The 14,509-nt window shown below is 72.1% G+C and carries 11 protein-coding genes and 1 pseudogene; 7 read left to right on the top strand and 5 right to left on the bottom strand.

Features of this window, described 5'->3' with window-relative positions; genetic code table 11:
• Positions 1–8 precede the first annotated feature (8 nt).
• The 4 genes from ACH4ZA_RS28030 to ACH4ZA_RS28015 all read left to right on the top strand — a co-directional run bounded on the left by ACH4ZA_RS28030 (position 9) and on the right by ACH4ZA_RS28015 (position 3,443).
• Positions 9–1,349, top strand: a complete 1,341-nt coding sequence (locus ACH4ZA_RS28030) for an LLM class flavin-dependent oxidoreductase (RefSeq protein ID WP_319279200.1) — start codon at positions 9–11, stop codon at positions 1,347–1,349.
• Positions 1,350–1,363: 14 nt separating this feature from the next.
• Entirely contained in the window at positions 1,364–2,254 is an 891-nt protein-coding gene (locus ACH4ZA_RS28025) for a TauD/TfdA dioxygenase family protein (protein WP_398432166.1), read from the top strand.
• A 145-nt stretch (positions 2,255–2,399) separates the two neighbouring features.
• Positions 2,400–3,041 (top strand): superoxide dismutase, encoded by a 642-nt coding sequence (locus ACH4ZA_RS28020; RefSeq protein WP_319279198.1) that lies wholly within the window; start codon positions 2,400–2,402, stop codon positions 3,039–3,041.
• Positions 3,042–3,209: 168 nt separating this feature from the next.
• Positions 3,210–3,443 carry a hypothetical protein gene (locus ACH4ZA_RS28015; protein ID WP_319279197.1) on the top strand — a complete coding sequence of 78 codons (234 nt, stop codon included), beginning with the start codon at positions 3,210–3,212 and terminating at the stop codon, positions 3,441–3,443.
• 53 nt (positions 3,444–3,496) lie between these two features.
• On the opposite strand, the gene ACH4ZA_RS28010 is transcribed toward ACH4ZA_RS28015, so the two are convergent.
• A complete protein-coding gene (locus ACH4ZA_RS28010; protein WP_319279196.1) occupies positions 3,497–4,141 on the bottom strand; it encodes a DsbA family protein in 645 nt (214 codons plus the stop codon).
• Positions 4,142–4,292: 151 nt separating this feature from the next.
• On the opposite strand from ACH4ZA_RS28010, the gene pepN reads away from it, so the two are divergent.
• On the top strand, positions 4,293–6,884 hold the full coding sequence (gene pepN, locus ACH4ZA_RS28005) for an aminopeptidase N (protein WP_319279194.1): 2,592 nt from the start codon (positions 4,293–4,295) through the stop codon (positions 6,882–6,884).
• Between the two features lie 233 nt (positions 6,885–7,117).
• On the top strand, positions 7,118–8,176 hold the full coding sequence (locus tag ACH4ZA_RS28000; RefSeq protein ID WP_319279193.1) for a hypothetical protein: 1,059 nt from the start codon (positions 7,118–7,120) through the stop codon (positions 8,174–8,176).
• Positions 8,177–8,269: 93 nt separating this feature from the next.
• Here the strand turns inward: ACH4ZA_RS28000 and ACH4ZA_RS27995 are convergent, their stop codons facing one another.
• Together ACH4ZA_RS27995 and ACH4ZA_RS27990 are read right to left on the bottom strand one after the other, a co-directional pair.
• Positions 8,270–8,491, bottom strand: a complete 222-nt coding sequence (locus ACH4ZA_RS27995) for a hypothetical protein (protein WP_398432165.1) — start codon at positions 8,489–8,491, stop codon at positions 8,270–8,272.
• Between the two features lie 321 nt (positions 8,492–8,812).
• Positions 8,813–9,253 (bottom strand): annotated as a pseudogene (locus ACH4ZA_RS27990) (NUDIX hydrolase); the annotation flags it as partial.
• A gap of 251 nt (positions 9,254–9,504) precedes the next feature.
• Here ACH4ZA_RS27990 and ACH4ZA_RS27985 point away from each other — a divergent pair.
• A complete protein-coding gene (locus ACH4ZA_RS27985; RefSeq protein ID WP_319279192.1) occupies positions 9,505–12,819 on the top strand; it encodes a S8 family serine peptidase in 3,315 nt (1,104 codons plus the stop codon).
• 75 nt (positions 12,820–12,894) lie between these two features.
• On the opposite strand, the gene ACH4ZA_RS27980 is transcribed toward ACH4ZA_RS27985, so the two are convergent.
• On the bottom strand, positions 12,895–13,746 hold the full coding sequence (locus ACH4ZA_RS27980) for a hypothetical protein (protein WP_398432164.1): 852 nt from the start codon (positions 13,744–13,746) through the stop codon (positions 12,895–12,897).
• 1 nt (position 13,747) lies between these two features.
• Positions 13,748–14,290, bottom strand: coding sequence for a sigma-70 family RNA polymerase sigma factor (locus ACH4ZA_RS27975; RefSeq protein WP_307042973.1), 543 nt, complete (start codon positions 14,288–14,290; stop codon positions 13,748–13,750).
• Positions 14,291–14,509: the final 219 nt, after the last annotated feature.

Raw genomic sequence — 14,509 nt, 5'->3', positions numbered from 1 at the left:
GACACGCCATGCCCCGCCGGCTTCACCTCAACGCCTTTCTCATGAACACCGGTCATCACGAGGCCTCGTGGCGGCTGCCCGAGAGCGATCCGTACGCCCATGTCGAGCTGAGCCACTACGTCCATCTGGCCCGGACCGCCGAACGCGGCGCCTTCGACTCGCTGTTCCTCGCCGACGGACCGCAGCTGTGGAGCGACCTGGCACAGCGGCCGGCCGGCTCGCTGGAGCCGCTCACCCTGCTCACCGCGCTCGCGACGGCGACCGAGCACATCGGCCTGATCGCCACCGCGTCGACCTCCTACAACTCCCCCTACAACCTGGCCCGCAAGTTCGCCTCGCTGGACATCATCAGCGGCGGCCGGGCCGGCTGGAACATCGTCACCACGGCCGGCGCGGAGGCCGCCCGCAACTTCGGCCTCGACGCCGAACCCGCGCACGCCGAGCGGTACGCCCGGGCCGCCGAGTTCCTCGACGTGGCGCTGAAGCTCTGGGACAGCTGGGAGGACGACGCGATCGTCGCCGACAAGGCCGCCGGCGTCTGGGGCGACGACCGCAAGATCCACCCGCCCCGGCACCGGGGGACGTACTTCAGCGTCGAGGGCGCGCTCAACGTGCCGCGTTCGCCGCAGGGTTACCCGCTGCTGGTGCAGGCGGGCTCGAGCGAGGACGGCAAGGTGTTCGCCGCCCGGTACGCGGAGGCGGTGTTCACGGCCCAGCAGACCCTCTCCGACGCGCAGGCCTTCTACGCCGACCTGAAGGCCCGCACGGCGGCGGCCGGCCGCGATCCGGAGCACATCAAGGTGCTGCCCGGGATCGTGCCGGTGATCGGCTCCACGGAGGCGCAGGCGCGAGCGCACGAGCGTGTCCTCGAGGACCACATCGTGTACGCGCACGGCGTCGGACGACTGGAGTCCCTGCTGCAACTGGAGCCCGGCACACTGGAGTTGGACGCCGAGCTGCCTGCCGCCCTGCCGTCCGAGGAGGCCATCGAGGGCGCCAAGAGCCGCTACACGCTCGTGGTGGAGCTGGCCCGGCGCGAACGCCTCACCGTGCGGCAGCTGATCGGGCGGCTCGGCGGCGGCCGCGGGCACCTCACCTTCGCGGGGACGCCCGAACAGGTCGCCGACAAGATCGAGACCTGGTTCCGGCAGGGCGCCGCCGACGGTTTCAACATCATGCCCGCCGTGCTGCCCTCCGGCCTCGACGCCTTCGTCGACCACGTCGTCCCGATCCTGCGCGCCCGGGGACTGCTGCGCACCGAGTACGGCCCGCGCACGACCCTGCGCGAGCGGTACGGGCTGCCTCGTCCCGCCAACCAGTACGTCGTCCCCGCACTCGCCACCGCCTGAAAGGACTCACCCCCATGTCCCTCCACCTGCGCAAGCTCTCCGCGAACATCGGCGCCCACGTCAGCGGCGTCGACGTCGCCGGCCCCCTCGACGAGGCCACCCGTGCCGCCCTGCGCGAGGCGCTCAACGTCCACAAGGCGCTCGTCTTCGACGACGTGAACCTCGACGACGAGAGCCAGCAGGCCTTCGTCCGTCACTTCGGCGACGTCACGACCGCCCACCCGACCGTGCCCGCCGTCGACGGCGCTCCGAACGTGCTGCCCGTCGACAGCGAGCGGGGCGTCGCCAACCACTGGCACACCGACGTCACGTTCGTCCTCAACCCGCCGCAGGCCAGCACCCTGCGCAGCATCACCGTCCCGCCCTACGGCGGCGAGACCCTGATCGCCAGCTCGGCCGCCGCCTACCGCCAGCTGCCCGAACCGCTGCGCGCCCTGGCCGACACCCTGTGGGCCGAGCACACCAACGACTACGACTACGCGGTGCCCGCGGAGGACGTCGACGAGGAACGGGACGCCCAGCGCGCCCAGTTCACCTCCATCAAGTACCGCACCGCCCACCCCGTGGTCCGGGTCCACCCGCTGACCGGCGAACGCGGCCTGTTCATCGGCGGGTTCGCGCAGCGGATCGTGGGGCTGTCGGTGGGCGAGTCGCGCAGGATCCTCGACCTGCTCCAGTCGTACGTGGTCCGTCCGGAGAACGTCCTGCGCCACCGCTGGTCGCAGAACCAGCTGGTGCTGTTCGACAACCGCATCACGCAGCACTACGCCGTGGACAACTACGACAAGCAGCCGCGCCGGCTGCACCGGGTGACCGTCGCCGGTGACATCCCGGTCGGCATCGAGGGCAAGGAGAGCTACTCGATCGAGGGGGACGCGGCGCACTACACGTCCGTCGCGGCGTGAGCGCGCCGCGCGCCCGGCGGCCGCGCCCCGCCGGAGACTGACCGGCTCGACCCCGAAAGGCCCTCACGGTGTACCCGTGAGGGCCTTTTTATTGCTAGCGTGCAGTTGCAAGTCACTTGCAACAAGAGGTTCGAGGGGACCACGCATGCCCGTCTACACGCTGCCCGAGCTGCCCTACGACTACTCCGCGCTCGCCCCCGTGATCAGCCCCGAGATCATCGAGCTGCACCACGACAAGCACCACGCGGCGTACGTGAAGGGCGCGAACGACACGCTGGAGCAGCTCGCGGAGGCCCGGGACAAGGAGTCGTGGGGCTCGATCAACGGCCTGGAGAAGAACCTGGCCTTCCATCTGTCCGGGCACATCCTCCACTCGATCTACTGGCACAACATGAGCGGCGACGGCGGCGGCGAGCCGCTGGAGAAGGACGGAGTGGGCGAGCTCGCGGACGCCCTCGCCGAGTCGTTCGGCTCGTTCGCGAACTTCAGGGCCCAGCTCACCAAGGCCGCCGCGACGACGCAGGGATCCGGCTGGGGGGTCCTCGCGTACGAGCCGCTCAGCGGCCGGCTGATCGTCGAACAGGTCTACGACCACCAGGGCAACGTGGGCCAGGGCGCCACGCCGATCCTGGTCTTCGACGCCTGGGAGCACGCCTTCTACCTCCAGTACCGGAACCAGAAGGTCGACTTCATCGACGCCATGTGGGCCGTCGTCGACTGGCAGGACGTGGCCCGGCGCCACCAGGCGGCGAAGTCCCGCCCGGACGTGCTGCTGCTCGCTCCCTGAGGCAGCGTGAAGCGTCCCGCCCCGTGATCGTCTTCTCACCCTTCACGACGGCGGGCGGAAGGAGACAGCGGCCCCGCGAGGACACGACTCGCGGGGCCGCTGCGCTGTGCGGTGCGGTGTGGGCGTGGGGGCTTCCCAACGGGGGCGTCGCGGGCGAAAGTGGCCCGCATGGGTCTTCCGAAGCGGCGCTGCCCCAACTGCGGGGACACCGAGCAGCACTTCCGGCTCCTGCGGGGCGACGAGCGCGCCTTCGCCCTGACGCAGGCTCAGGTGCACAGGGCGGATCTCGACAAGTACCGGCGCTGCACCCGCGAAGGCTGTGTGCGGGTGCAGTCCTACTTCAGCTGGAAGTCCGGCTTCGATCTGCCGGAGGAGTTCCGCACGCCTGCGCGGACGCCGTAGCACCGTGCGGTCGCGTGAAGCCCCGCGAGCACGGCCCGCGGGGCGTCACGGCCTCACAGGTTGCTGAAGTCGGGACCCTTGGTCCGGGTGCGCTTGATCTCGTAGAAACCGGGGACCGAGGCCACCGCGAGGGTGCCGTCCCACAGACGGGCGGCCTCCTCGCCCTGGGGGGCGGGGGTGACGACGGGGCCGAAGAAGGCGATCTGCTCGCCGTCGGGTCCGGGCACGGCGATGACAGGGGTGCCGACGTCCTGGCCGACCTTGTCGATGCCCTCCTTGTGGGAGGCGCGCAGCTGGGCGTCGAACTCGAAGTCCGACTGCTCGGCGTAGTCGATCAGGGAGGCGGGCAGACCGACGTCCTCGAGCGCGCCGGCTATGGCCTCCACGGTCGGGCCCTCGCCGTTGTTGTGGATGCGGGTGCCGAGAGCGGTGTACAGCGGGCCGAGGACGTCCTCGCCGTGCAGCTGCCAGGCGGCGGTGACCACGCGCACGGGCTGCCAGGCCTTGACCGCCAGCATCTCGCGGTACTCCTCGGGCAGCTCGTCGAGCTTGTTCTCGTTGAGCACGGCGAGGCTCATCACATGCCAGCGGACCTCGATGTCCCGGACCTTCTCCACTTCCAGCACCCACCGGGAGGTCATCCAGGCCCACGGGCACAGCGGGTCGAACCAGAAGTCGACGGGGGTCTTCTCCGACATGTCTCTCCCTAGAGATCCTCAGCAGACACAGCTTGCTCCCTCAACGCCGCGACCCGTGCCGCACATTCCCTGCTGCCCCGCGTCAGGGGCGCATGACAGGATCGCTCCTGTCCGCCAGACCCATGCGCCACCCAGTGAGGGAGTACCGCCCGTGCCCGGTGAGAACCTGTCCCGCGACGAGGCCCGGGAGCGGGCCGCCCTGCTGTCCGTCGACGGGTACGACGTGTCCCTCGACGTCCGTTCGGCGGTCGGCGACCGGTCCGGGGACGCGCCGCGCACCTTCAGGTCGGTCACGACGATCCGGTTCCGCTGCAACGAGCCGGGGGCGTCGAGCTTCGCCGACCTGATCGCGCCGAGTGTGACGTCCGTCTCCCTCAACGGCCGCGATCTCGACCCCGGCGAGGTCTTCGACGGCGCCCGGATCCTGCTGGAGGACCTGGCGGCGGAGAACGAGCTGGTGGTGGACGCCCTGTGCGCCTACTCCCGCACCGGTGAGGGCATGCACCGCTTCGTCGACCCGGAGGACGGCGAGGTCTACCTCTACACCCAGTACGAGCCCGCCGACGCGCGCCGGGTCTTCGTCACGTTCGAGCAGCCCGACCTCAAGGCCCCGTTCCGTTTCGAGGTGCGCGCGCCCGAGGAGTGGACGGTGTGGAGCAACGGCGCCGGCGAGCGCGCCGACGGGGTCTGGCGGTTCGCGGAGACGAAGCCGATCTCGACGTACATCACCTGTGTCGTGGCCGGTCCGTACCACTACGTGACGGACACGTACACGCGCGACCTCGGCGACGGCACGACGCTGGAGATCCCCCTCGGCGCGATGTGCCGCAAGGGACTGGCGCCCTACTTCGAGGCCGACGACGTCTTCCTGATCACACGACAGGGCCTGGACTTCTTCCACGACCACTTCGACTACCCGTACCCCTTCGGCAAGTACGACCAGGCGTTCGTGCCCGAGTACAACCTCGGCGCGATGGAGAACCCGGGCCTGGTGACCTTCCGCGAGGAGTACATCTTCCGCGGGAAGGTGACGCAGGCCTCCTACGAGGCGCGGGCCAACGTCATCCTGCACGAGATGGCCCACATGTGGTTCGGCGACCTCGTCACCATGGTGTGGTGGGACGACCTGTGGCTGAAGGAGTCCTTCGCCGACTTCATGGGCACCTTCGCCAACGTCGGCGCGACGCGCTTCCGGGACGCCTGGATCACCTTCGCCAACCGCCGCAAGGCCTGGGCCTACCGCGCGGACCAGCTGCCCTCGACGCACCCGATCACCGCGGACATCCGCGACCTGCAGGACGCCAAGCTCAACTTCGACGGCATCACCTACGCCAAGGGCGCCAGCGTGCTCAAGCAACTGGTGGCCTACGTCGGCCAGGACGCGTTCCTGGAGGGCGCCCGCCGCTACTTCAAGCGGCACGCGTACGGCAACACCGGCCTCGGCGACCTGCTGTCGGTGCTCGGCGAGACCAGTGGCCGGGACATGGGCGCGTGGGCGCGGTCCTGGCTGCAGACGGCGGGCGTGAACTCGCTGACCCCGCAGGTCCTGCTGGACGCGGCCGGCCGGGTCGCCGAGCTGGCGGTGCTCCAGGAGGCCCCGGAGTCCCACCCGGAGCTGCGGCCGCACCGGGTGGCCGTCGGTCTGTACCGCCGGGAGGAGGGCCGTCTGGTGCGGTACGCGCGCGCCGAGGCGGACGTCGACGGTCCGCGCACGATCGTGCCGGACCTGGCCGGCCAGGAGGCCCCGGAGCTGGTCCTGGTCAACGACGACGATCTGACGTACTGCAAGACCCGCTTCGACGAGACCTCGCTGGACGCGCTGCGCTCCTCCCTGGGCGACATCGCCGACCCGCTGGCCCGTGCGCTGTGCTGGTCCGCGCTGTGGAACATGACGCGGGACGCGCTGCTGCCCGCGCGGGACTTCATCGGGCTGGTGCTGCGCTTCGCGGGGCGCGAGTCGGACATCGGCGTGCTGCAGATGCTGCACGCGTGGGCGGAGTCGGCGCTGGTGCACTACGTGGCGCCGCCGCTGCGGGAGACCGGCGCGCGGCTGCTGGCCGAGGGCGCCGAGCGCGAGCTGTACGCCGCCGAGCCGGGCAGCGAGCACCAGCTGGCCTGGGCGCGGTTCTTCGCCGGCACGGCCGAGAGCCCGGCCGGATTCGAGCTGTTGCAGGGCCTGCTGGACGGCACGACGACCGTCGAGGGGCTGGAGGTCGACCAGGAACTGCGCTGGACGTTCCTGGAGCCGCTGGCCGCGCACGGGTACGCGGACGAGAAGGCGCTGGAGGCCGAACTGGCCCGCGACGACACCGCGTCCGGCCGGCGCCACCAGGTCCGCTGCCTCGCCGCCCGCCCCTCGGCGGCGGTCAAGGCGCAGGCGTGGGCGCAGGTGGTGGAGTCCGACGCCCTGTCCAACGCCCTGGTGGAGGCGACGATCGCCGGGTTCGGCCAGCCCTCGCAGCGCGAGCTGCTGGCGCCGTACCGGGACAAGTATTTCGCGGCGATCGCGCGGGTGTGGTCCGAGCGTTCCATCCAGATCGCGATGACCATCGTCAAGGGCCTGTTCCCGTCCCTGCAGGACTCCCCGCAGACCCTGGTGGAGACGGACATCTGGCTGGCCGCGCACGACTCGGCGCCCCCGGCGCTGCGCCGGCTGGTCCTCGAGGCGTGGGACGACCATGCGCGGGGCCTGCGCGGACAGGCGTGCGACGCGCGGGCCGAAGCGGGGACCGCGGCCGACTAGGGATCCGCCGGGCGGTTCCCGGACCCTATCTTTGGCCATGAATTCTGCCGACGGTCACCGTTACGGAATTCAGCCGATCCGACCCGTAACCCCTGGCCCCCTCATCCGGGACCAGGGGTTTTCGGCGCCTACTCGGCATCCGAACACCCGTCCTTTAGGGCGAACTTGTCCTGATTTGTCGACGGGCGTGTAACAGCGGTTAATCGGCCCGGTGAGCGCGGAATCCCCGTTGCATGACCCACAACACCCCGCTCCCCCGCGTCCCCTCGGCGTCCCCCCGCCCCGTCCGCCACCTCTCCGACGTCCACCGCCGGGTCGCCACTCTCGCCCGTCTGCGCGCGCAGGGCGTGGCGCCCGCCGAGGCCGACGAGCAGTGCCGTCCCGGCGGGCCCTGGCAGCAGGTGCTGCCCGGCGTGTACCTGCTCCACCCGGGGCCGCCCACCAGCGAGGAACGGCTGCACGCGGTGCTGATGTACGCGGCCCGCGCGACGTCGGCGCCCGGGGTGCCGTCCCAGCCCGCCCCGGGGGACCCGCACCGGCCGGTGTACCGGGACGCGATGATCACGGGTCTGGCGGCGCTGAACCTGCACGGTCTGGCGTCCGCCCCGCCGCTGACGTCGCTGGAGCACGTCGACGTCCTGGTGCCACGGCTGCGCCGGCTGCGCTCCACGGGCTGCGCGCACATCGTCCGCACGGCCTCGCTGCCGGCTCCGGAGCAGGCGACCGGCGTCCCGGTGGCGCCGGTGCCGCGCGCGCTGGCCGACGCGGTGGCCGAACTGACGGACGCGGGCGTGGTGCGGCGGCTGCTCTCGGAGGCCGTGCGCGGGGGGCACTGCGAACCGACGGCCGTGGTGCGGGAGTTGACGGACGCCAAGCTGCTGGGCCGGCCGCATGTGGTGGACGCCGTGGACGCCCTGCTCGCGGAGGGCCGCGCGATCGCAGAGGGCCGCCTGTACGCGATGGTGCGCGAGCACGGCCTGCCCGACCCGGTCTGGAACGTGGACCTGCGGCTGCCGGGCGGCCCCCACCTCGGCGGTCTGGACGCCTACTGGCCGGATCAGGCGGTGGCGGTGGAGCTGGACACCCGGGCCCCGCGCCAGGACGAGGACGCGCTGTGGTCCGAGTACGCGCGCAAGCGGGAACACCTGGAGCGTCTGGGTATCACCGTCGTGTACGTCCCGCCGAGGAAACTGCGGGACGCGAGCGCGCAGCAGGCGGCGGTGGTCCGCACGGCGCTGATGGCGTCGGGCGACCGCGACCCGGCCGCGTATGTCGTGGTGCTTCCCCGGTAGGGACGGAGCGGGGAGGCATCAGGAGGGGAGAGGAGGGGCCGCCGGCGCCGGACCGGCGGCCCCTCCTCGCACGACTGCGGCGCCGGGCCGCCGTCACGGTGAGGCGGGCGGCCCGGCGCGGACGACGGCCTGATCGCCCCGGGGGCCGAAGAGGTGGAGGATCTCCACCGCGCGGTCGTCCGCCGGACCGGACCAGTGCGGTTCGCCGGTGTCGAACTCGGCCACTTCGCCCGGACGCAGGACGAGTTCGCGCGCACCGAGGATCAGGCGCGGCTCGCCCGCGAGGACGTCGACCGCGGCAGCTCGGCGCCGCACTGGGCGTCGCCGCCGGTGGGGGTCTGGTCGCGGCCGCCGCCGGTCCCGCGCAGCTCGCGCGCGTCCCGGCCGGGATGGGTCCTGGTGTCCGTCTGCGGACTGTGCCTGCTGCCGGTGAGCCGTCTCGCCGGACGCCGATGAGGCACGCCGCGCGGCCGGCGTCCCCGGCCGACGGAGGGCGCCCGGCCGCAGGACCGCCGGGCCGCCCTGTCATTCCGCGGGCGGCGCCGCTTCCCCCGACGGCGCGGCCTCCGCGGACGCGACGGTCCCGGCGGGCGCGGTCCCCTCGGGCGGCAGGGCTTCCTGCGGGGCCAGGGACCGGCGGCCGTTCACCGGGCGTTCCCGCCACAGCGCGAGCGCGGTGTCGACCAGGCGGACCCGGGTGAGGGAGGGCACCGCGTCCAGTTCGTGCCAGGCGGCCATGTCGGTGGAGCCGTTCACCTCGTGGCGCAGCTCCCCGCCGACGACACGCGCCTCGTAGACGACGCGGACGCCGTGGTGGTCCACGGGACCGCGCAGGCCCTCGCGGCCGACGGTGCGGCGGGAAGAGTCGATGCCGAGCAGGCCGGTCACCTCGACGCGGTAGCCGGTCTCCTCGTCGAGTTCGCGCACGACGGTGTCGAGGGGGTCCTCGCCGTGCTCCATCCCGCCGCCCGGGAGCACCCACTCGAGGGTGCCGTCGGGAGCGGGCGAGCGGGCGAGCAGCAGCCGTCCGTCGCGGACACAGACGGCGTAGGCCGCCACCCTCAACTTCTTGCGCATACGGGGACGGTAGCCGGACCCGTCCGCCCGGGCACGGGATTTGCCTGCCGCACAGCCGCCGGACAGGGAGTGCACAGGAGGCTCGTAGAGGGTTTTCCCCATACATCCATATCGATTCGGTCAACTGTCCCCAAATAACTGACTCTTAGGCAAAACTTTGCGGTCATCCGGGAGCGCATTCCGGAGGCCCGTGAGCAGGCAGGAACGGCCTGATCACGCGCTGCTCGTTCCTTTACCTACAAGGGATGCCGATGACCCTCACCCCCGAGCGTGAACCGATATCGGGCGCCAGACGCGTGGCCCGGACAGCAGTGGCGGCGGGCCTCGTGGCCGCGCTGTCCGCGGCCGGACCGATACCCATGGCCTTCTCGGCCGACGCCGGCCGGACCCCGGTCGCGGCCGACCCGGGCGTGAAGTCCGCCCATGACAAGCTCGGCTCCGACGACGCCGACCTCCTCGCCGAGGCCAAGGCCGCCGGCGACAAGAACGTCACCCTCATGGTCGCGACCGCCCCCGGCCAGACCGAGAAGGTCGCCGAGGAGCTGGACGCGGTCAAGGGCGGCTCCGTGGGCCAGTCCTACGACAAGCTCGGCTACGTCCGCGCCACCGTCCCGACGGGCAAGGCCGACTCCGCGATCGCCGCGGCCGCCAAGCTGTCCTCGGTGCACGCCATCGACCTGCGCCAGAACATCGTCCTCGACGACCCGGCGCCCAGCGCGGACACCGCCAAGGCCGGCAGGTCCGCCGCGAAGACGAAGACCTACCCGGCGCCGAGCCGTAAGACGCCCGCCGAGAACCCGTACAACCCGTCCTTCGAGACGGGCGCCGTCGACTTCGTGAAGAAGAACCCGAAGGCGGACGGCCGCGGCGTCACCATCGGCATCCTGGACTCCGGCGTGGACCTCGGCCACCCGGCGCTGCAGAAGACCACCACCGGCGAGCGCAAGATCGTCGACTGGGTGACGTCCACCGACCCGATCCTCGACAGCGACGCCTCCTGGCGCCCGATGACGACCTCCGTGTCCGGCCCCAGCTTCACCTTCGGCGGCCGCACCTGGACCGCGAAGCCCGGCTCGTACCAGGTCAACCTGTTCCGCGAGTCCGCCACCGCCGGCGGCGACGCCAAGGGCGACGTCAACCGCGACGGCGACACCACCGACGTGTGGGGCGTCCTGTACGACGCGACGGCCGGCACGGTCACCGTCGACGTGAACGCCAACGGCGACTTCACCGACGACACCGCGATGAAGCCGTACAAGGACGGATACCAGGTCGGCTACTTCGGCACCGACAACCCGGCGACGGACGTCGTCGAGCGCCAGCCGTTCGTCGTGCAGATCCGCAAGGACGTGCCGATGGACCCGTTCGGCGGCGACTGGGTCGGCAAGAAGGCAGACTTCGCCAACATCGGTCTCATCGCCAGCGAGCACGGCACCCACGTCGCCGGCATCACCGCCGCGAACGGCCTGTTCGGCGGTGCAATGAACGGCGCCGCGCCCGGCGCGAAGCTCGTCTCCGCCCGCGCCTGCGTCTTCGGCCCGGGCTGCACCAACGTGGCCCTCACCGAGGGCATGATCGACCTGGTCGTCAACCGCGGCGTCGACATCGTCAACATGTCGATCGGCGGGCTGCCGGGTCTGAACGACGGCAACAACGCGCGCGCCGAGCTGTACACGCGCCTCATCGACACCTACGGCGTCCAGCTCGTGATCTCCGCGGGCAACGAGGGCCCCGGCGCGAACACCATCGGCGACCCCGGTCTGGCCGACAAGGTGATCTCGGTCGGCGCGGCCATCTCCAAGGAGACCTGGGCCTCCAACTACGGCTCGCAGGTGACGAAGAAGTACGCGCTGCTGCCGTTCTCCTCGCGCGGCCCGCGTGAGGACGGCGGCTTCACGCCGACGCTCGTCGCGCCCGGCGCCTCGATCAACACCACCCAGACCTGGCTGCCGGGCTCCCCGGTCGCCGACGCGGGCTACCCGCTGCCGGCCGGCTACTCCATGCTGCAGGGCACCTCGATGGCCTCCCCGCAGGCCGCGGGCGCCTCGGCGCTGCTGATCTCGGCCGCCAAGCAGCACAAGGTCGCGCTCACCCCGGCGATCCTGCGCACGGCGCTGACCTCGACCGCCCACCACATCAAGGGTGTGCAGGCGTACGAGGAGGGTGCGGGCGCCATCGACATCGTGGACGCCTGGAAGTCCATCAGGAAGGGCGCCACCGCCCACGACTACACCGTCAAGGCTCCGGTCGACACCGCGCTCGACCAGGCTCTGAAGACCCCGGGCTTCGGCACCGGCGTCTACGACCGCGAGAGCGGTCTGAAGGCCGGGCAGAAGAAGACGTACGACGTCACCATCACCCGTACGTCCGGCCCCGACAAGGCGGTCCGCCACGAGCTGGAGCTCGAGAACAACGCGGCCGGCACCTTCCGGATCGTCGGCGACGACGAGGTGAAGCTGCCGCTGAACAAGCCGGTGACCGTCAGGATCCAGGCCCAGCCGAAGGCCGCGGGCATCGCCAGCGCCATCCTGGAGGTGGACGACCCGAAGACCGAGGGCGTCGACAAGCAGATCCTCAACACGGTCGTCGTCTCGACGCCGGTGAAGCACACGTTCTCCGTGTCGAACACCGTGCAGCGCAACAGCTTCCAGTCGTACTTCCTGACCGTGCCCGAGGGCGCCAAGTCGTTCGAGGTCGCGATCGGCGGGCTGAAGGACAAGAGCCAGACCCGGTTCATCTCGATCCACCCGTACGGCGTCGCGGTCGAGGACAGCTCCACGATCTACTGCTACAGCAACTACCCGAACACCAACGGCTGCCGGCCGGACGCCCGTTCGTACCCGAACCCGCAGGCCGGCGTCTGGGAGATCGAGGTCGAGTCGCGTCGTACCTCGCCGCTGCTGGACAACCCCTACAAGCTGGACGCGACCGTCTACGGCGCGGTCTTCGACCCGGCGACCGTGACCGTGCCCGAGGCGAAGGTCGGCACCCCGGCCCCCGTCTCCTGGAAGGTCAAGAACAACTTCGCCGCGATCGACGGCAAGCTGGTCGGCGGCCCGCTCGGTTCGTCCAAGGCGACCCGTCCGACCATCGCCAACGGCGCGACCCAGACCACCACGGTCGAGGTCCCGGCCGGCGCCAAGTCGCTCGACGTCTCCATCGGCAACGTCTCGGACGCCTCCGCCGACCTGGACCTCACGGTCTTCGACGCGTCCGGCAAGCAGGTCGCGCAGCAGGCCGACGGTGACGCGGAGGAGGCGGTCTCCATCCCGTCGCCGGCCGCGGGCACGTACACCATCGAGGTCGCGGGCTACTCCGTCCCGGCCGGCACCACGGCGTACGACTACCTGGACGTGTTCTTCTCGTCCGCCCTCGGCACCGTCGGCGTCGACGAGTCGACGCCGGTGAAGCTCGGCACGGGCGCCACGGCGTCGGTCAGCGCGACCGTCACCGCCGCGGCCGCCGCTCCCGAGGGCCGGGCCTTCTTCGGCCAGGTCCAGCTGGTGAACGCGCGGGGCACCGTCGCGGGCTCCGGCAGCGTGGCGATCGAGAAGGTCACTCCGTAACACCGTGCACGGCAGCAGGGGCGGGCGTCCGAAAGGGCGCCCGCCCCTCGCCGTTCCCGCCCCCGCCCCGGCCGGTCAGCCGGGCGGGGATTCGTCGCAGGTGAGGCCGGCCGTCTCGGGCAGCGCCCGGGTGAGGGCGGTCCGCTCGGGGGCGATGTCGGCCTCGCCGACCGCCCAGACGTCGGGAGTGGCCGACCCCCGCCCCAGCGCGACCAGCACATGGTCGCCCTCCGTCAGCAGCGGGTCCATGTCGTGCTCCATCTCGAAGGCGGCCTCCGGCGTGCTCGCGGCCGGCCGGTAGGCGTGCGTGACGCGCAGCGTGACGCGCTCGCGGGTCGTGCCGGGCAGCGGGCGGACGTCCGTCACCTCGCCCTCCACCACGAGCCGCGCGCAGACGAGGTACCCGGGGTCGCCGAGGGGGCTGCCGGAGTCCCCGGCGCCCTCGGACCCCTTCCGGCCGGCGCCCGTGCCCTCGTCGCTCGCGGAGCTCGCCTTCGCGTCGGCGTCGTCGGACGCCCCGTGCCCCACCTGGAAGACCGCCCAGCCGACCCCGAGGACCATCGCTCCGGCGGCGGCGACGCCCGCGGCGCGCAGCACCAGCGGCCGCAGCCGGGCCGCAGCCGTGGGCCGGGACGACGGGAACCGGGACGGACGGGAGGACCGGGGGCGCCGCACCCGTCCGGGCCGGTGTGCCGGAACGCCCCGTCGCCCGGCCCGGTCCGCCCGGTCCGCCGGTCTCGCCGGCTCCGCCGTGAGGGCGTCCGCGAGGGCGCCGAGCTGTTCGCGCAGCAGCGCGAGGTCGGCCGTCGCCGAGCGGTGCTCCGCCATGAAGGCGTCGTCGGCGCGGCTCTCGTCCGGCAGCGGCTCGTCGACGATCGCGGCCATCAGCGCGTCCAGACCGGCGCGGCCGTCGTGTTCCGCGGTCACGTCACACCACCTCGTCCTCGTGCAGGCGGGCGCGCAGGGCCCGGACCGCCGTGTGCAGACGGCTCTTGACGGTGCCCTCGGGGACGCCCAGCTCCCGGGCTATCGAGCGCACCGGCAGGTCGGCGTAGAAACGCAGGACGAGGACCTGCCGCTGGGCGTCGGGCAGCTCGTCCAGTCCCTGGGCCACGGCGAGCGAGAGCACGCTGGTGTCCTCGCCCGAGGCCGGCTCGTGCTGGCGCAGCGAGGCCAGCCGCTCCCCCAGCCGCTCCTGACGGCGCTTGGCGCGATGCCAGTCCATCGCCAGGTTGGAGGCCACGACCGCCGCCCACGCGGAGACGTCGCGCGGCGCCTCGTAACCCTTCGCCGCGCGTTCCAGCAGCCGCAGACGGACCTGCTGCACCCCGTCCGGCAGGTCCGCCTGCGGCACTCCGCCCAGCGCGAGCACCGCCCGCACCCGGCGTTCCTGCGCCGCGTCCAGAGGGTCGTCGCCGGACACGGTCCCGTCCCCCTGGACGCGGTGGGCTCTTCTGCGCAGCACAGCCACCCCTCCCTGCCGCGTTTCCTCTACGACGCCGTGGGCCGCGGAAACGTTCGGCGGAGCCGTGAGGAATGGCGCAGAGGCGTACGTCACACCGGCGCGCGCGGCAGCACAGCTTGCGGTGCGGGGCGGGCACAGGGCGAATTCCTCCAGCTCAGCGGGGTGTGGGAGGGAGTTCCGCGGGCGGCGGCCCCGGCGGGGCGTCCCAGCCCTCGGGCATGGGGG

Origin of the sequence: Streptomyces sp. NPDC020597, assembly GCF_044335095.1 — a bacterium.
In the GTDB taxonomy this organism is placed as follows: Bacteria; Actinomycetota; Actinomycetes; order Streptomycetales; family Streptomycetaceae; genus Streptomyces.
This window is presented reverse-complemented; position numbering and strand designations above follow the sequence as displayed.